We start from the raw sequence: 16820 nt of genomic DNA on the forward strand, positions 1-16820 counted from the left end.
AGCCCCCGCAAAACGCGGGGGCGGGAAAAGGTCGTTAAAAACTCTCAGGACCGGACGAGTTTCTCGTAGTCCTCGGCGATTTCGCGGGTCAGATCACCAACTTCGAAGGTGTATTCGCCAATCTGACCTACAGGTGTGACTTCGGCTGCTGTGCCGGTCAGCCAGCATTGTTCGAAATCTGACATCTCTTCGGGCATGATGTGGCGCTCATGCACGGTGATCCCTTTGTCCTTCAGCATTTGAACCACGGTCTGACGAGTGATGCCGTTCAGAAAACAGTCTGGCAGCGGTGTATGAACCTCTCCGTCCTTAACAAAGAAGACATTGGCGCCCGTCGCCTCGGCCACATAACCACGGTAATCCATGAACAACGCGTCCGAGCAGCCCTTGGCCTCGGCCTTGTGCTTGGAGATGGTGCAGATCATGTACAGACCCGCCGCCTTTGCATGAACCGGAATGGTCTCGGGGCTGGGTCGTTTCCATTCAGCGATGTCCAGCTTGGCACCCTGCATCTTTGCGTCGCCATAATACGCCCCCCACGGCCAGACCGCGATGGCCATGCGAACCGGGTTCTGGGCGGACGCGACACCCATGTCATCGCCCGAACCACGCCAGACAACCACGCGGACATAAGCATCCTGCAATCCGCTGGCTTTCAGCGCCTCTTCTTTTGCGGCCTCAATCTGATCGACAGTGTAAGGCATTGGCATATCGAGGGCTTCTGCCGACGCAATCAGACGCTCGGAGTGCTCGCGGCTTTTGAAGATTTTACCATTGTATGCCCGCTCGCCCTCGAACACGGACGAGGCATAATGCATCGCGTGGGTCAGAATGTGCACCTTCGCGTCGCGCCAGGGTACCAGTTCGCCATCCATCCAGATGACACCTTCACGATCGTCATAGCCCGCCATGCTAACCTCCAAAACCGGCCTGAATTTCCGATTGTTGCGCCCAATAGGTCCGGAGTGGACATAATGTTGCGCAAAAACTGCGAGTCGATACCTGTTCACTATTGGAATGTCAACAACGCTGACATAAACTCGGACAGAGCTAAGAAATGAGGCCCGATATGTCCGAAACCCGCCCCGCCCCTGTCTTTGGTGGTGAAAGCCTGTTGTTTCTGACAGACGAGCAATTGCGGCAGGGAATCGAGGCGATGTTCTTTGCCTATCGCGGATTTACGGCGGATCCTGATCGAATCCTGACCCAGATGGCCTATGGTCGCGCCCATCACCGGGCCATCCATTTCATCAACCGGGCGCCGGGAACCACTGTCAACAATCTCTTGGCCATCCTTGGTGTTACCAAACAGTCTCTGAACAGGGTTCTGAGGACTTTGATCGAAGATGGTCTTGTCGAAAGCCGTGTGGGCAAAGTGGATAAACGCGAACGGCATTTGTTTCTGACTGAGGCCGGTAAGGCGCTGGAAACCCGCCTGTCCGACGCCCAGCGCGCCCGGATGCGCGCCGCCTACAAAGATGCTGGTCCCGAAGCCGTGGCAGGGTTTCGTAAAGTACTTGAAGCGATGATGGATGCTGATATGCGTCGCGCCTATACCAAATTGCGGGAAACAACTTCATGAGCGAAATGGACGCCCACCTGCTGATCGTTGACGATGACGAACGCATTCGCGATCTGCTCAGGAAGTTTCTGATGCGGAACGGCTTTCTGGTGACAGCCGCACGAGACGCCGCGCATGCGCGTCGAGTTTTGTCGGGGCTGGATTTTGACCTGATCGTTCTGGATGTGATGATGCCCGGAGAGGATGGCGTCAGCCTGACGCGGGCGCTGCGTGAAACGCACAACACGCCTATCCTGCTGTTGACGGCGCGGGGGGAAACCGAACACCGGATTGCCGGGCTTGAGGCCGGAGCGGACGACTATCTGGCCAAACCTTTCGAACCCAAGGAATTGCTGCTGCGGATCAATGCGATCCTGCGGCGTATGCCGGAAACACCGGCACAGGACAGCGTTTCCAAGATCCTGCATCTTGGGCCTATTCGATATGACATCGAACGCGGTGAGATGTGGCAGGGCGAAAACCCGGTGCGTCTAACGGCGACGGAAAGCCAGCTGATGAAGATATTTTCTGCACAGCCTGGTGAGCCGATCAGCAGGGCAAAGCTGGTCGAGGACCTTGGGCGTGACCGGGGACAGGCGCAGGAGCGCGCCGTTGACGTTCAGATCACCCGTCTGCGCCGCAAGATAGAACAAGACCCCAAGCGGCCACGTTATTTGCAGACGGTTCGCGGCGCGGGCTACATGCTGGCACCGGACTGACGTTACGCTCTTTGTGAGTAATACTCTGGCTCATGATACACTGCGCGCGATTTTATCGAGTGGAGTGATTATTATGCGTTTCCTCACATTATTTATTGCAATGCTTCCAATGTCTGCAATGGCGCAGGAGTTGTGCCGGAATTACGGACCTCAGTCCCCTCGGGACATCTCCAACGATGCGGGCACGAATCCCATCAGTTTTCCGGTCGCAACAGACATCAGACGGATGAACCTGTGCGACATTCATTCGCATACGCTGGCCGAACACAAGGGGCCGGGATTTTCGGTACTGGCGGCTGAAGACGGGATGGTGGGGTATAGATGCAACCAAACAGATGAGCTTAGCGAAGCGGAACTCACCCAGCCCGAAGGCACTGTAAGCTATGGCGGAGCAAAACCGGGCGACACGATCGAAGTGCATTGGGTGTTTACCACATGCGATGTGGCCCCCGGGCCTACACTGAATTCCTGCTTTAGCGACAGTTGTGCAAACCCTGCACTACTTGTTGAAAGTCAGGTGTTTTTGGTCGTCAATGATGACAAAGCGGCTGATTTCGCAATGTTTGCCTATGACGGCAACATTGCCAACGGCTTTCACCAACCCATGGCCTTGCCGTCCGCTGGCGATGCAGCCGTGACGTACAGGGGCTCGACAACGGGTCCGGACTTTAGCCAGATAATCTGCTCTCCTATGCAGGTGACGTGGAACGTGCGGGCGGATTGCAAGAAAGTTTCGTATAGCTCTCTTCAGGATTGGGCGGCGAAAGGAAATGCGTTCGAAGAGGTTCAGAGCCACGGTGCCCGGCAGTTGGTAACGGCCCCGGAATTGTTGTCGCAAATAGATTGACTATTTACCTTCGCGTCCTCGCGTTGATAGCCTGCGCGCCATGACAACCGCCCTGATTACCCATGCCGATTGCCTCGGCCACGTTACCCCGCAGGGCCACCCGGAAAGGGTGGCGCGTCTGGAACATATTCTTCACGCGCTCGAAGCGCTGGAACTCAGGCGCGTGACCGCGCCGCTTGCCGCCGATGACGATCTGCGCCGGGTCCACCCGGACAGTTACATACGCGATATTCGTGCCGCGCGCCCGGACAGCGGATTTACCCAGATTGACGGTGATACGTTCATGTCGCCCGGATCGGTGGATGCGGCCTATCGCGCAGCCGGGGCGGTGGTGCGGGCCGTCGACATGGTTCTGGGCGGCGAGGTGCCAAATGCCTTTTGTGCCGTTCGTCCGCCGGGTCATCACGCCGAATCCGAAACAGCCATGGGCTTTTGCCTGTTCGGCAACGCGGCTCTGGCAGCTAAGCACGCCCTTGACCATCACGGGTTGTCGCGCGTTGCTGTTGTGGATTTTGACGTTCACCACGGAAACGGAACCCAGGATTTGCTGTGGGACGAGGCGCGCGCGCTGGTGGTAACCAGCCAGCAGATGCCGCTGTGGCCCGGTTCGGGTCGCCCGGATGAAACGGGTGTGCACGACACGATCCTGAACATCCCGCTTGCCCCCGGCTCGGGCGGGGCTGAGATGCGTGCGGCCTATGAGGGCCAGGTTTTTCCGCGCCTGCGCGCATTCAAGCCAGAGCTGATAATAATTTCCGCAGGATTTGACGCGCATCAGGACGACCCGCTGGCCAATCTGAACTGGTCCACCGGTGATTTTGCATGGGTTACCGCCGAATTGTGCGGGATCGCCAATGAGGTTTGTCAGGGCCGTATCGTCTCGACTTTGGAAGGCGGTTATGATCTGAACGCGCTTGCCGACGCGACACGCGCGCATGTGGAAGAACTGTTAAAGGCTGCACAATGACCGAGACACCCGTTGACCAGATGACTTTTGAACAGGCGATGAAAGAGCTTGAGACCGTTGTCGGACAGCTGGAACGTGGCGACGTGGCGCTGGACCAGTCGATTGCGCTGTACGAACGGGGCGCAAAACTCAAGGCGCGTTGCGAGGCCGAGCTGAAACGGGCCGAGGAAAAAGTGGCTGCCATCACGCTGGATGCTGGTGGTCAGCCAACCGGGACCACACCTGTCGAAGGGCTCTGATGTTTCACGAACAATTGGTCGGGGATGCCGAGCGCATTCAGAAGCAGTTCGATCTGGTTCTGGGGGCGCTGGATGATCTGGAGATCACGCAGGCGATGTCCTATGCCACCAGGGGCGGCAAGCGACTGCGCGGTTTTCTTGTGCTGGAAAGCGCGCGTCTGCACGATATCGACGAAGCGCAGGCAATCTGGCCCGCCACCGCAATCGAAGCGTTGCATGCCTATTCACTGGTACATGACGATCTGCCCTGCATGGATGACGATGATCTGAGACGGGGCAGGCCGACCGTGCATGTCAAATGGGATGACGGCACCGCAGTTCTTGCAGGTGATGCACTGCAAACTCTGGCCTTTGAACTTTGCACCCGCCCCGAGGCGGGAATTGCCGAAGTTCGCGCGGAATTGGCCCTAACATTGGCGAAAGCCAGCGGCGCCCAAGGCATGGTGCTGGGACAGGCGCTTGATATCGCCGCCGAAACCGCGTCTGAACCGCTTACGCTAGAACAGATAACCAGACTACAGGCAGGCAAAACCGGTGCCCTGATCGAATGGTCCGCCTGCGCCGGTGCCCGACTGGCCCAGGCAGATGGTACCCCGTTGCGCCAATATGCCCGGGCGCTTGGCCTTGCTTTTCAGATTGCTGATGACATTCTGGATGTCGAAGGTGATGCCGAAAAGGCCGGAAAACGCCTGCAAAAGGATGCACAGGCGGGCAAGGCGACGTTCGTCTCGCTTCTGGGGCTGGATGCGGCCAGATCGCGTGCCGCGGAACTGGTTGAAGCCGCCTGTGCGGCGTTGGATGGCTACGGATCAAGGGCTGAAACCTTGAAGGATGCCGCACGCTTCGTTATTGCCCGGGACAGCTAAGCCGCAAGGGATGCGCCAAAACATGACGTCTGACCGCCCGAATACACCGTTGCTGGATCTCGTGAACCGCCCGGCGGACCTGAAGCAGTTTTCGGATGCACAACTGACCCAGCTTGCGCAGGAGTTGCGGTCCGAGACGATCTCGGCCGTTTCCGTCACAGGTGGGCATCTGGGCGCGGGTCTGGGCGTTGTTGAGTTGACGGTGGCCTTGCACGCGGTCTTTGACACGCCGCGGGACAAGGTCATCTGGGACGTGGGCCACCAGTGCTATCCGCACAAAATCCTGACGGAACGGCGCGAGCGCATTCGCACTCTGCGGCAAAAGGACGGGCTGAGCGGCTTTACCAAGCGCAGCGAAAGCCCGTATGACCCGTTCGGCGCGGCGCACAGCTCAACCTCGATCAGTGCCGCGCTGGGCTTTGCCGTAGCCCGTGATCTGGGCGGCAATATCCCCGAAGGTCTGGGCGATGCGATCGCCGTGATCGGAGATGGCTCCATGTCGGCAGGCATGGCCTTCGAAGCAATGAACAATGCAGGCCACCTGAACAAACGCCTGATCGTCATCCTGAATGACAATGAAATGAGCATCGCCCCCCCGGTGGGTGCATTGTCGAACTATCTTTCCAGACTTTATGCCGAAGAGCCGTTTCAGGACCTGAAGGCCGCCGCCAAGGGTGCCGTTTCGCTGTTGCCCGAACCGTTCCGCGAGGGGGCCAAGCGGGCCAAGGAGATGCTCAAAGGCATGGCCATGGGCGGAACGTTGTTCGAAGAGCTTGGGTTTTCCTATCTCGGCCCTATCGACGGGCACGACATGGATCAGTTGCTGCCGGTGCTGCGTACGGTCAAAGCGCGTGCGAATGGTCCCATCCTGATCCATGTTCTGACCAAAAAAGGCAAAGGCTATGCCCCCGCCGAACAGGCACGCGACAAAGGGCACGCAACCGCAAAATTCGATGTGGTAACAGGCGAACAGAAAAAGGCGCCCTCCAACGCACCTTCTTATACGTCTGTCTTTGGCAAAACTCTGGTCGAGGAAGCTGCACGGGACGACAAGATCGTCGCCGTCACCGCCGCCATGCCCGATGGAACGGGTCTGAACCTGTTTGCCGAACGGTACCCGTCGCGTTGTTTCGATGTGGCAATCGCGGAGCAGCACGGGGTGACCTTTTCGGCCGCGCTGGCCGCTGGGGGCATGAAACCGTTCTGCGCCATGTATTCGACGTTCCTGCAACGCGGATACGATCAGGTCGTGCATGACGTGGCAATCCAGCGCTTGCCGGTACGCTTTGCCATAGACCGCGCAGGTCTGGTGGGTGCGGATGGCGCAACACACGCCGGTTCATTCGACGTTGCCTATCTGTCGAACTTGCCCGGTATGGTCGTCATGGCCGCTGCAGATGAGGCCGAACTGGTGCACATGATCGCCACGGCGGCGGCCCATGACGATGGACCCATCGCCTTTCGCTATCCGCGTGGGGAGGGCGTGGGCGTCGATCTGCCAGAGCGCGGCGAGGTTCTGGAGATCGGCAAGGGACGGATGATACAGGAAGGTTCACGCGTTGCACTGCTGTCCTTCGGCACACGTCTGGCCGAAGTTCAAAAGGCCGCCGAATCCCTTGCTGCCAAAGGTATCACCCCCACTATCGCCGACGCGCGCTTTGCCAAGCCGCTGGACCGGGATCTGATCCTGGATCTTGCGTCAAACCACGACGTTCTGATCACTATCGAAGAGGGTGCGATTGGCGGCTTTGGCAGCCATGTCGCACAACTTCTGGCCGAGGAAGGTATCTTTGACACTGGACTGAAATACCGTTCGATGGTCCTGCCGGATATCTTTATCGATCAGGCCAATCCGGCGGATATGTACGCCGTTGCCGGGATGAATGCAGAACAGATAGAAGCCAAGGTTCTGGACGTTCTGGGCATAGCAACGATCGGAGAGAAGCGCGCGTGAACTCAGAAATTGTCTGATGTCACCAGCGCCTCTAATCCAACCCGGTAATTCGGGTAGATCAGTTTTACCCCCAACTCATTCTTGATCCGGTCATTCCGAACCCGCTTGTTTTCCTCGTAAAAACTGCGCGCCATCGGCGTCATTTCGGCCTCGTCAAACGGTACCGCGGGAGGAAGGGGCAGGCCCTGCAGTTCCGCCGCATAACCGATCACGTCCTGCGGTGGCACCGGTTCGTCATCGCAGACATTGTAGATCGCACCCGGATTTGGCTGTGCCATCGAAGCCATCAGGACCTGTGCTATGTCCTCAACGTGGATGCGCGAAAACACCTGCCCCGGCTTGATGATCCGCCGCAATCCACCGCGTTTGAGCTTGGAAAATGGGCCACGGCCCGGTCCGTATATCCCGGCGAGCCGAAAGATGTGAAGGGGAAGGCCGGGTATCGCGGCCCATTGCTCTTCGGCGCTGACCCGCCACCGGCCACGTTTTGCCGTTGGCGCGGGTGCAGTACCCTCATCCACCCATCCCCCCTTGTGGTCCCCGTAGACCGCGGTTGTGGACAGGTATCCAACCCAGGAAAACTGTGCTGCGCGGTTTGCAATCTCATCGCCCAATTCACTGAGAACGGGGTCGCCATCTGCATCTGGCGCTGTCGAGATGAGCAAATGGGTAACACCATCGAAGGAAGGCGTTTCACCGGGCCAGACAACCGGATGTGCGCCCGAGCCACGGATTTCGCCGTCCTGCTCGGGATTGCGCGTCGTGCCGATAATTTGCCAGCCCAGAGGCTTCAGCTGCCGGGACAGCGCCCGGGCCGAATATCCGTGTCCGAAAGAAAGTAACGTACCAGTCATGCCACCTAGATGATCCGGCTGCAAAAAGGATGCAAGCGCCGGATGGACGCACTTGATTCGAATCTCCTGTTGCGCCTTTCATTAAGTCATGACCGATAAAAAACCGAACCTGCACGCCGCTTACGCACTGGAAACCCCCGAAGATCACAAACTGCTCTATGCAGAATGGGCCGGAGACTATGACGATAGTTTTGCGGCGCTCGAAGATTATCAGCTGCATATCCACACTGCCCGCGCTTTCGTTGGTGCGGGGGGGCAGGGTCCGGTGCTGGATGTTGGTGCGGGCACAGGCCTTTGCGGTGCCATTCTGGCCGGGCTGGGAGTAGGGCCTATCGATGCCACGGATATCAGCGCCGAAATGCTGGATCAGGCGATGCGCAAGGACATTTACCGCGACGCGATCGAGGCTGATCTGAATCAGGGTATTCCGGTTCCGCGCGACAGCTATTCCGGCATCGTCTCATCCGGAACCTTCACGCACGGCCACCTCGGGCCCGAGGCCCTGCCGGCGCTGCTGCGTATTGCCCGACCCGGTGCGCAATTTGCCCTGTCGATCAATGCAAAACACTTTGAGACGATGGGATTTGCCGACGCCCTGCGTAAAATGGAGCAAGGCCAGATTGATAACCTGACCTTGCCCGAAGTCCGTATCTATGGCGACCTCGCTGCCGGTCCCAACAAGGACGACACGGCGTTCATCGCATTGTTTGACAAGGCCTGAGAGGCGTTATCGCCCTTTCCACACGGGATCGCGCTTTTCGGCAAAGGCCAGCGCACCTTCCTTGTTATCATCGGAGCCATAAAGAACGTCCACGGTACGCAACTGGCGTTTGGTGATCTTGTTCATGACATCCTGGAACTTGGAGTCTTCGGCCTCGCGCACGACCTCTTTGATCGCAGCGTAAACAAGTGGCGGACCACTCGCCAAAAGGCGGGCCAGCTCCCAGGCCCGGTCAAGAAGTTGATCGGCGGGAACAATTTCGTTTATCAGGCCCCATCTGTGCGCCTCTTCTGCGTCGAACCAGCGCCCGGTCAACAGCAACTCCATGGCGATATGATACGGGATGCGTTTTGGCAGCTTCACACTGGCCGCATCTGCGACAGTACCTGACCGGATCTCGGGCAGGGCAAAGGTCGCATGGTCTGCCGCCAAGATCATGTCCGCGCTGAGGGCGAGCTCCAGACCACCACCACAGGCAATTCCGTTCACCGCCGCGATGACCGGTTTGTTCATGTCCCGTAATTCCTGCAGCCCCCCGAATCCGCCAACGCCATAGTCACCGTCCACCGCATCGCCATCTGCCGCCGCCTTCAGATCCCACCCCGGGCAAAAGAACTTTTCTCCACCAGCAGTTAGGATCGCGACCCTCAGATCGGGATCATCGCGAAAATCGCGAAAGACCTCACCCATCACGCGGCTGGTCGCCAGATCAATCGCGTTTGCCTTGGGACGATCCAGGGTGACTTCCAGAATGGCGCCATCGCGCCTCGTCTTTACAGGGTTCATGAACTGGCCTTTCGGATCAGGGCATCTACTGCCACCGCAGTTTCTGCGGTGCATATGAGCGGGTTGATTTCAACTTCACTGACAGTTGCCGCATTGGCAACCACGTATCTTTGAACGGCTTCGACAGCATCCAGAACCGCGTCCATGTTCGCAGCGGGGTTTCCGCGATACCCACCCAAAAGGGGCGCACAGGCTAGCTTTCCAAACGCAGATTTTACTGCGTCTCTGCTCGAAGGGATCAGAACTGAAACGGAATCGCGCAGAATCTCGGTCAACACCCCGCCGGCGCCAAGCGTCAGGACAAAACCATGCGCAGGGTCGCGTGTGACACCGATCAGCAATTCTGCCACGCCACCGGTCACCATCTCTTCGATCAGAACCTCGTTGGTTCCGATTTCTTCGGTTACGGAAGTCAGATCTTCGGTATTGACGCCAAGCTTTACCGCCCCGTGTTCGGTCTTGTGGGCCAGCCCAACCCCTTTGACGGCAAACGGCGGTCGCATCTGACAAACGGCATGGTCAACTCCTCCTGCCGTCGCCAAAACACGCCGGGGCGTATTTACACCAAATTCGGCCAAGGCGTCTTTGGCCTCCGCTTCGGTCAGAACCAGATCAGCTGTACCACTGGTAGGCAACAACACAGGTTCTGCGGCTTCGGGTTGCGGACGTGATGCGGCTTCAGCAGCTGAAAGCGCCTCGTGCAATCCAGCGAATGGAACTACGCCCCCGCTCATCAATTGATGTGCCACATCCTCGGGCATCAGTTCAGGCAAACCGGCAGCAACGGCAAAGGGTCTGCCAGTATCACGGGCGCAGTTCAACGCCGCCTCGGTGGCACATTTCCAATCCGTTACATCTGTATGCGGATAGTCCACAATCGTTATGGTTAGAGCCACATCCGGTCCCGCCATGGCAGACCAGGCCCGGGTCATTGCCTGAGTATCCCGCCAAATATACGTGTGATAGTCCAGCGGATTGGCCAACGCCACCATTGGGCCAAGCGCCTGACCCAATGCTTCACGCCGGGCATGCGTCAGCGGTGGAAATACCAGATTTCGGCCTTCGGCCATGTCGGCGATCAGGCTGGCCTCACCCCCGGAACAGCTGATTGAGGCAATGGCATTGCTTTCCAGCCGCCCTGTTACGTGCAGAAGCTTGAGCGTCTCCAGAAAACTCGGGATGTCCGAGAGCCGGGCAATCCCCAACCGATCCAGAAACGCCTGCGCGCCCGCATCACTGCCGGCCAGCGAAGCGGTGTGCGAAATCGTTGCGGCCTGCGCATGGGCCGACCGTCCCACCTTGAGCGCGACGATAGGAACACCCTTGGCCCGGGCGCGTTCAGCTAAAGCCTCCCATTTTCTCAGGTCACCAAAGCCTTCAATGTGAACGCCGATCGCGGTGATACGGTCGTCCTCCAGCAATGCCGAAGCAATGTCGGCCTGATGTGTCTGGGCCTGATTGCCGCAGGTCAACATAAACGCCAAAGGCAAGGCACGACTTTGCATTGTCATGTTGATGGCAATGTTGGAGCTCTGCGTCAGGATCGCCACACCCTGATCCACCGGCTTCATCCCGTGCTGGTCCGGCCAGATCGCCACCCGTTCAAGCGCATTTACGAAGCCGTAGCAGTTCGGGCCAAGGATGGGCATATCGCCAGCAGCAGCAACCAACCGGGTTTGCAAATCAGCAGCCCCTGCATCTTCGGCAATAGCCTCGGTGAAACCCGATGCAAAACAGACAGCGCCGCCTGCTCCTTTGAGGGACAGGGCCGCAACGGCTTCGATAGAAGCTTGTCGGTTGATGCCAACGAAGGCCACGTCCGGCGCACCGGGCAGGTCCTCGATGGTTGCAAAGGCCTGCTCACCCAGAATCTCACCAGACCTTGGGTGTACGGGCCAAATCTCACCCTCAAACCCGATTTTGCGCGCCTGTCGGATGACTTCCTTGCACCATGCCCCGCCGCCAATAACAGCAAGTGTCGCAGGTGCCAGAACTCTGGTTAGGCGAGACATTGAGCGCCAGCGCGATCTTTCCACTTCTATCATGCACCCAAGGCCCGCAATAAGTCGCGGCTGATAATGTGGCGTTGAATTTCGCTGGTTCCGTCCCAGATCCGTTCAACCCGCGCGTCGCGCCAGAAACGTTCAAGCGGATAATCGTCCATCAGGCCCATTCCACCATGCACCTGAATCGCAGCGTCGGTTACCCGGGCCAGCATTTCCGATGCATAGAGCTTGGCAGAGGCGATTTCCCGGTTCGCCGGCAAGCCCTTGTCCAGGCGATCCGCAGCCGCAAGCGTCAACAGATCTGCTGCATCAATTTCGGTGATCATGTCGGCAATCTGAAAGCTCACGCCCTGGAACTTTCCGATTTTCTGGCCGAATTGCTCGCGTGTCGCCGCATAATCCAGCGCAAAGTCAAAGGCCCGGCGTGCGCGTCCAACACTCATTGCCGCGACCGTGATCCGGGTCGCGTAAAGCCACGTGTTCATCACATCGAAGCCACCATCGACCTCACCCAGAACCTGAGCATCGGGAAGCCTGCAATCGTCGAATTCAAGCACCATGTTCTTGTAGCCGCGGTGGCTGACGGATTTGTAGCCATCCCGAATTGTGAAGCCGGGTGTGCCACGGTCCACCAGAAATGCTGTAATTCGTTTCTTTGGACCCTTAGGCGTCTGATCTTCACCTGTTGCGATAAACACGATGATGAAGTCGGCATGTTCGGCGCCCGAGATGAAATGTTTGGTGCCGTTTACGACCCAGTCACCGCCATCGCGCACCGCTGAACACTTCATCCCACGCACGTCCGAACCCGCGCCCGGCTCGGTCATTGCAAGGGCGTCCATCTTCTCGCCCCGCACTGCGGGCATCAGGTATTTTTCGATCTGATCGCCTTCGCAGGCCATCAGGATGTTCTGCGGTCGGCCAAAGAAATGGTTCAATGCCATCGAGCCGCGCCCAAGTTCACGTTCGACCAGAGCGAATTCCAGATGATTCAGTCCGGCGCCCCCGACGCTTTCGGGGAAGTTGCAGGCGTAAAATCCCAACTCCAACGTCTTGCGTTTGATGTCGTCGGCAATCTCTTTCGGAACTTCACCGCTACGTTCCACGAGGTCTTCATGGGGATAAATCTCGTTCTCCACAAAGCTGCGGACGGTTGAGACAATCATCTCCTGCTCTTCGGACAGGCCATACTGCATTGCTGATCTCCAGATTTGGATTTGGAGTCAGCTTGAAGGGACTTGCCTGACGTATCATGCAGGAATAGACATCTTTCATGCCAGATTGGAAAAAACCTGCCACCGCAGCGCAGAACTTTGGTGTTCTTCTGTTCGATGGATTTTCGAACCACTGCCTTGCGAACACAGTTGAACCCTTGCGGGCGGCGAATACGCTATCGGGTCGCCTTTTGTTTGAATGGCGTTTTCTGTCGCTGGGGCCGGGGCCTGTTACGTCTTCATCCGGTCTGCAGGTTGCTCCACATGCTACTTTGTCCGAAACAGCCGGGGATATGCTGGTGGTCATGCCGTCCTACGGGTTTCAGGCGCATGGGGGATGGCGGACCCAAGCCAGTCTGCGTTCTGCGGCGGCTCGATTTCAGGTTCTGTGCGGCATGGATACCGGAAGCTGGTTGTTGGCCGAAGCTGGATTGCTCGACGGTTATCGGGCCACAATCCATTGGGAGGAACTAACGGCCTTTTCAGAACGGTTCCCCGAGGTTGAAAGCAGCAGGGAGCGCTACGTCATTGATGAAAACCGCATCACATGTTCTGGGGCAATGGCGGCTTTTGACCTGATCATGCACCTGATCGGGCGGGATTATGGACAGGCGCTGGCGTTGGAGGTCGCGCAACTGTTCATGACGCGCGAGTCGGCTCGCTCTCATTTTGGGGGGGCCGGATCGACCAGTATTTCGGTCAACAAGGCACTGGCACTGATGCAGGAACATGTAGAGGATCCCATCTCAATTCCTGAAATCGCACGGCGGATCGGCAGATCGCTGAAGGTACTTGAGACGCGCATGCAAGCCGAGCTTGGTGCGAACCCGGCCCAAGTCTATCGCCGCCTGCGACTAAATCTGGCGCGAAAGCTTGTGGTTGAAACGGACCTTTCGGTTGGCGAGATCGCCTTGCGTTCAGGCTATGGTAATCCGAGTGCGATGACACGTGCATTTCGCGCTGAGTTTGGCGCATCTCCGCGAGCGATGAGGGCTGGCCTTGATAAGGTTAGAGACTGATTGCAGTGTTTTCCTGAAGAACGATCTTATTCTCCTGCATGTAATTGGATTCTGTGACATCGTGCTTGGTACCCTCAAAACCGGCACCCAACGGCAATTTCGGCGCAGAAGTCAGACACACTTGCCAGTCTGACTAGGCCCAAACGCGCCGCTATCACAGGTTGATCGCATTCCGTTCAATCAACTGGTTTCCGCGGTGGCGACAGTCAATTTCAAAGAAAAGCTTGGACACATTTTCGCCATAATGACAGACTGACAGTGAGGGTGGCACGTCTTTATTTTATCACGTTAGTATTCCTCAGGGGGGTAAGAGTTCGGCGTGCCACCCCACGAAAATCCCAACTTCAATTGGTAGTGGTGCAGAAGGTTCTGCCTTGGTGCTTCGCGGTTCTCGGAATTCAGGTTCGTGTCCGGATGGCAGTACAGTCCTGAACCACGGTTTGACATAGGGCCGGACGGTTTGCGTTCAGTCGGTGAACAGATAATCCAACTGCATGATCTTTCTGCTCTGATCCTCAGAGAGTGACAGAAACTCAGCAATATTATTTGCGTTCTCATCCATGGAAGACGTCTCGGCAATCCGCCAGAGCTGGTCGATACCCGCATCGCGGATACAATCAGATTCGTAAGCCAGATCGTTACGGATTGTCGGCAGCAAGTGTTTCATGGTTGCTTCCGGAGTGTGGGGTGCCGCCAACCCGACACGATGGGCGTGCCCAATCAGATAGTCGTCGGAATACTGGCATCTGATTTCCATGACATGCGTCTTTGCCTGATCGGCACAAAAATCCTGGATCAGATCCAGATTTGCCGGATCGACACATATTATCAGCTTGTCGGTATCGAATTGTTCGAACAGCATTCCAACAACAGCACGACGATGCCGGTTGCGTTTCTCAAGCGTGGCCTGAATGCCCCCGAGATCAGGAAGCCATGTGTCCTCTTCGTTGAACAAGTACTGGACGCTTTTGATATCCGTTTCATCGCTGATCCGTTGCACAAGCCGCTTTGCGACGTGCCACTTTTTGCAAACAACCAGAAATAGCTGACGTTCGGGTCCTGTGGTGCTGCCCACCTCCCAGAACCGGCGTCCGAACCGGCGTCCGACCCTGCCGCGGCCTGCCAGAAAGCTGTACAGGTTCCGGCCCTCGTTCGAGACGCGGAATTCCACGCCACTGCTGGCGTAAAGATTGCCCAGACGCTCTTTCAGTTCTGTCGCTTCCGGGCTGATTTTACGGGCGAACAGATAGTCTTGGGCCAAAAGCATGTCATAGTGGTCATTGCAGAACGTGACCGGCATGCCATAGTCCGAGAAGATCAGGAACGTGAGCGTCCGGTTCTCGATCTCTTCCTTGGGAACGAAGTGGCGCACGAGCGTTTGAAAGAACGTCTCGTCCGGAATCCACGTCGTCGAAAAGAACCTCTTTACGTCCCGGCGCTTGCGCAGAAACTCAAGTATCATTTCGATGGTCCGACGGCGCAGGCACCACCATTGGCTACCGATCATGATCTGCATGTCATGCGGAACTTCGCGGGTCAGCCCGAATTTCTTTTGCAGTTCGTAAGATGTGTAAAATCGCCGGGCTTGCGTTCTTTCGTTGAAATAGTGGCGATAGATCAGCCGGTCTTCCTTCATTCCGGTCTTGATCCAGTCGCTTTCGAAAAAGTCGTGACTTTCGATAAAATCAGCGTCGTTTTCATCCAGAAAGCGATGGGTATATTCCGCCGTCTTGATCGCCATGCAGTCGCCCGACAGCATGTAGAAATGCGTAGCGCGCGGGAACGCCTCAACCGCAGCCTCTATTGCGTGCAAGGTGGCCTGAACCAGTGACCACGCCCCCCAGCCGCATTTGATGCGTTTGCGTGCGAATGTGACATTTGGGTTGTCTTTCAGCGCATTGCGAATGCGGTTGTAATCAACCGCGCTGGCACGGGCATCGAAATGGATCGCCATGCAGTCGCCAGCAGCTGTCAACTGTTCGGCCTGTGCGATGATTGCATCAGGACCTTTGTGGCACAGCAAAATATACGCAATTCTTGCCATTATAGGTACGATTTTTCCGGTTTCCGCCTGGTTTCACCCCTGATACTGAGGATGAGCGATTGAATAAACAGAATATTTTTGGTTCTTTGAACCCAAAAGCTGGCCGATCAGTTTGAGACTCGGCAGGCGAAGGAGGGGTGGCATATGGGATTTCCAGGCACGTGGATGACGGAAAGCGAAAGCGTGGTTTACCGCGTCGTGCCGAAATGCGCATGTTCAACCATCGGCCAGATCATGTATTTTTCGGATCACGGGCAGTTCTTTGACGGCGACATTCACGATGCCAAAGACGGCATGCATAAATGGGCCTTCGATCAGAGCCAGGGGCCCATTACCAACAATGTCCGTGCGCATCGTTCTTATGCATTCACCTGTGTTCGCAACCCGTATACACGTATCCTAAGCTCATTCTTCGACAAGATTTGCGGTATCCAACGCAACGGCCGCCGCTATCGCGGAAATCTTGTTCCATCGCTGGTCTACAACTACGGGATCGAGGTCGGCGGCGATGACGGGCAGGGTGATTTTGACCAGATCAAGAGCTTCCGGCGCTTTCTGCTGTTTGCCCGTGACACGATCCGCTGGCGTCGCCCGATGGACCCGGACATTCACTGGTCGGCCATGTCGGGGCATGTATCAACCTTTATCGTCAACGGCGGTCGGTATGACCAAATATTCTGGACCGAAAAGTTCAATGACGGAATGCAGGGCGTCCTGAACCATATCGAAACACCCAACTCGATAAATCTGTCTGAAATTCCTCGGTTCAACGAGTCCGAGGGGCACGGCCCGAAGCGTGCGCATCCAGTAGAGGACTACTTTGACGATCTGTCGATGCATCTCGTGTATGAAATCTACAAAAGCGATTTCGAGCTGTTCAAATACGATTTTGAAAACCCGGCCAACAAGATGCCGACAGGTGAGATCGACCTGGACGAAATTCACGCAAAACTGGGTGACTGAAGCGGTAAGTTCCGCACTTGTCACCAATGCCTCTGACGAGACATCTTTTCCGGTTGGGCC

Annotated in this window: 16 protein-coding genes; 10 read left to right on the forward strand and 6 right to left on the reverse strand. The window is 57.0% G+C overall.

All coding sequences use genetic code 11. From position 1 onward, the window contains the following. Window positions 1-44: 44 nt before the first annotated feature. Window positions 45-911, reverse strand: a complete 867-nt coding sequence (locus tag ACR0NA_RS09330) for a branched-chain amino acid aminotransferase (RefSeq protein WP_170653647.1) — start codon at window positions 909-911, stop codon at window positions 45-47. A gap of 158 nt (window positions 912-1069) precedes the next feature. Between ACR0NA_RS09330 and ACR0NA_RS09335 the strand changes: the two genes are divergently transcribed. The 7 genes from ACR0NA_RS09335 to dxs all read left to right on the forward strand — a co-directional run bounded on the left by ACR0NA_RS09335 (window position 1070) and on the right by dxs (window position 7153). Continuing rightward, the gene (locus ACR0NA_RS09335; RefSeq protein WP_170653649.1) at window positions 1070-1582 is read left to right on the forward strand and encodes a MarR family winged helix-turn-helix transcriptional regulator; all 513 of its coding nucleotides are present in this window, start codon (window positions 1070-1072) and stop codon (window positions 1580-1582) included. Beyond that, window positions 1579-2280: a response regulator gene (locus ACR0NA_RS09340; protein ID WP_170653651.1), complete on the forward strand. Its 702-nt coding sequence runs from the start codon at window positions 1579-1581 to the stop codon at window positions 2278-2280. Before ACR0NA_RS09335 ends, ACR0NA_RS09340 begins: the two co-directional genes overlap by 4 nt. A 73-nt stretch (window positions 2281-2353) precedes the next feature. Continuing rightward, window positions 2354-3127, forward strand: a complete 774-nt coding sequence (locus ACR0NA_RS09345; RefSeq protein ID WP_480728292.1) for a delta-class carbonic anhydrase — start codon at window positions 2354-2356, stop codon at window positions 3125-3127. A 40-nt stretch (window positions 3128-3167) separates the two neighbouring features. Continuing rightward, a complete protein-coding gene (locus tag ACR0NA_RS09350) occupies window positions 3168-4094 on the forward strand; it encodes a histone deacetylase family protein (protein WP_480728294.1) in 927 nt (308 codons plus the stop codon). Further along, window positions 4091-4333, forward strand: coding sequence for an exodeoxyribonuclease VII small subunit (locus ACR0NA_RS09355; RefSeq protein WP_170653656.1), 243 nt, complete (start codon window positions 4091-4093; stop codon window positions 4331-4333). The genes ACR0NA_RS09350 and ACR0NA_RS09355 overlap by 4 nt, the downstream gene beginning before the upstream one ends. After that, window positions 4333-5199, forward strand: a complete 867-nt coding sequence (locus ACR0NA_RS09360; protein WP_480728296.1) for a polyprenyl synthetase family protein — start codon at window positions 4333-4335, stop codon at window positions 5197-5199. Before ACR0NA_RS09355 ends, ACR0NA_RS09360 begins: the two co-directional genes overlap by 1 nt. A 22-nt stretch (window positions 5200-5221) precedes the next feature. Next, on the forward strand, window positions 5222-7153 hold the full coding sequence (gene dxs / locus ACR0NA_RS09365; RefSeq protein WP_480728298.1) for a 1-deoxy-D-xylulose-5-phosphate synthase: 1932 nt from the start codon (window positions 5222-5224) through the stop codon (window positions 7151-7153). Between the two features lie 2 nt (window positions 7154-7155). Here the strand turns inward: dxs and ACR0NA_RS09370 are convergent, their stop codons facing one another. Then, complete coding sequence (locus ACR0NA_RS09370; RefSeq protein WP_480728300.1) at window positions 7156-8007, reverse strand: SDR family oxidoreductase; 852 nt, start codon at window positions 8005-8007, stop codon at window positions 7156-7158. An 88-nt stretch (window positions 8008-8095) separates the two neighbouring features. Between ACR0NA_RS09370 and ACR0NA_RS09375 the strand changes: the two genes are divergently transcribed. Then, window positions 8096-8728 carry a class I SAM-dependent methyltransferase gene (locus ACR0NA_RS09375; RefSeq protein WP_170653664.1) on the forward strand — a complete coding sequence of 211 codons (633 nt, stop codon included), beginning with the start codon at window positions 8096-8098 and terminating at the stop codon, window positions 8726-8728. Between the two features lie 6 nt (window positions 8729-8734). Here ACR0NA_RS09375 and ACR0NA_RS09380 read toward each other — a convergent pair whose 3' ends face one another. The 3 genes from ACR0NA_RS09380 to ACR0NA_RS09390 are packed head-to-tail and all read right to left on the reverse strand — an operon-like array spanning window position 8735 to window position 12716. Further along, window positions 8735-9514 (reverse strand): carnitinyl-CoA dehydratase, encoded by a 780-nt coding sequence (locus ACR0NA_RS09380; protein WP_170653666.1) that lies wholly within the window; start codon window positions 9512-9514, stop codon window positions 8735-8737. Continuing rightward, entirely contained in the window at window positions 9511-11526 is a 2016-nt protein-coding gene (locus ACR0NA_RS09385) for an acetate--CoA ligase family protein (protein ID WP_480728303.1), read from the reverse strand. The genes ACR0NA_RS09380 and ACR0NA_RS09385 overlap by 4 nt, the downstream gene beginning before the upstream one ends. Before the next feature lie 29 nt (window positions 11527-11555). Beyond that, on the reverse strand, window positions 11556-12716 hold the full coding sequence (locus tag ACR0NA_RS09390) for an acyl-CoA dehydrogenase family protein (RefSeq protein WP_170653668.1): 1161 nt from the start codon (window positions 12714-12716) through the stop codon (window positions 11556-11558). A 77-nt stretch (window positions 12717-12793) separates the two neighbouring features. On the opposite strand from ACR0NA_RS09390, the gene ACR0NA_RS09395 reads away from it, so the two are divergent. Then, a complete protein-coding gene (locus ACR0NA_RS09395; RefSeq protein ID WP_480728305.1) occupies window positions 12794-13753 on the forward strand; it encodes a GlxA family transcriptional regulator in 960 nt (319 codons plus the stop codon). Window positions 13754-14219: 466 nt separating this feature from the next. Here ACR0NA_RS09395 and ACR0NA_RS09400 read toward each other — a convergent pair whose 3' ends face one another. Continuing rightward, on the reverse strand, window positions 14220-15797 hold the full coding sequence (locus tag ACR0NA_RS09400) for a DUF5928 domain-containing protein (RefSeq protein WP_480728307.1): 1578 nt from the start codon (window positions 15795-15797) through the stop codon (window positions 14220-14222). A 144-nt stretch (window positions 15798-15941) separates the two neighbouring features. On the opposite strand from ACR0NA_RS09400, the gene ACR0NA_RS09405 reads away from it, so the two are divergent. Then, window positions 15942-16760 carry a sulfotransferase family protein gene (locus tag ACR0NA_RS09405; protein ID WP_480728309.1) on the forward strand — a complete coding sequence of 273 codons (819 nt, stop codon included), beginning with the start codon at window positions 15942-15944 and terminating at the stop codon, window positions 16758-16760. The last annotated feature ends 60 nt before the right edge of the window (window positions 16761-16820 follow it).

Source organism: Ruegeria sp. C11 (assembly GCF_056537725.1).

Excerpts from the sequence above, each read along its gene's own strand:
- ACR0NA_RS09400 (WP_480728307.1), bottom strand. The coding sequence starts at position 15,797 with ATGGCAAGAATTGCGTATATTTTGCTGTGCCACAAAGGTCCTGATGCA.
- ACR0NA_RS09390 (WP_170653668.1), bottom strand. The coding sequence starts at position 12,716 with ATGCAGTATGGCCTGTCCGAAGAGCAGGAGATGATTGTCTCAACCGTC.
- ACR0NA_RS09385 (WP_480728303.1), bottom strand. The coding sequence starts at position 11,526 with ATGTCTCGCCTAACCAGAGTTCTGGCACCTGCGACACTTGCTGTTATT.
- ACR0NA_RS09335 (WP_170653649.1), top strand. The coding sequence starts at position 1,070 with ATGTCCGAAACCCGCCCCGCCCCTGTCTTTGGTGGTGAAAGCCTGTTG.
- ACR0NA_RS09405 (WP_480728309.1), top strand. The coding sequence starts at position 15,942 with ATGGGATTTCCAGGCACGTGGATGACGGAAAGCGAAAGCGTGGTTTAC.
- dxs (WP_480728298.1), top strand. The coding sequence starts at position 5,222 with ATGACGTCTGACCGCCCGAATACACCGTTGCTGGATCTCGTGAACCGC.
- ACR0NA_RS09355 (WP_170653656.1), top strand. The coding sequence starts at position 4,091 with ATGACCGAGACACCCGTTGACCAGATGACTTTTGAACAGGCGATGAAA.
- ACR0NA_RS09395 (WP_480728305.1), top strand. The coding sequence starts at position 12,794 with ATGCCAGATTGGAAAAAACCTGCCACCGCAGCGCAGAACTTTGGTGTT.
- ACR0NA_RS09340 (WP_170653651.1), top strand. The coding sequence starts at position 1,579 with ATGAGCGAAATGGACGCCCACCTGCTGATCGTTGACGATGACGAACGC.
- ACR0NA_RS09345 (WP_480728292.1), top strand. The coding sequence starts at position 2,354 with ATGCGTTTCCTCACATTATTTATTGCAATGCTTCCAATGTCTGCAATG.
- ACR0NA_RS09375 (WP_170653664.1), top strand. The coding sequence starts at position 8,096 with ATGACCGATAAAAAACCGAACCTGCACGCCGCTTACGCACTGGAAACC.
- ACR0NA_RS09330 (WP_170653647.1), bottom strand. The coding sequence starts at position 911 with ATGGCGGGCTATGACGATCGTGAAGGTGTCATCTGGATGGATGGCGAA.
- ACR0NA_RS09380 (WP_170653666.1), bottom strand. The coding sequence starts at position 9,514 with ATGAACCCTGTAAAGACGAGGCGCGATGGCGCCATTCTGGAAGTCACC.
- ACR0NA_RS09360 (WP_480728296.1), top strand. The coding sequence starts at position 4,333 with ATGTTTCACGAACAATTGGTCGGGGATGCCGAGCGCATTCAGAAGCAG.
- ACR0NA_RS09350 (WP_480728294.1), top strand. The coding sequence starts at position 3,168 with ATGACAACCGCCCTGATTACCCATGCCGATTGCCTCGGCCACGTTACC.
- ACR0NA_RS09370 (WP_480728300.1), bottom strand. The coding sequence starts at position 8,007 with ATGACTGGTACGTTACTTTCTTTCGGACACGGATATTCGGCCCGGGCG.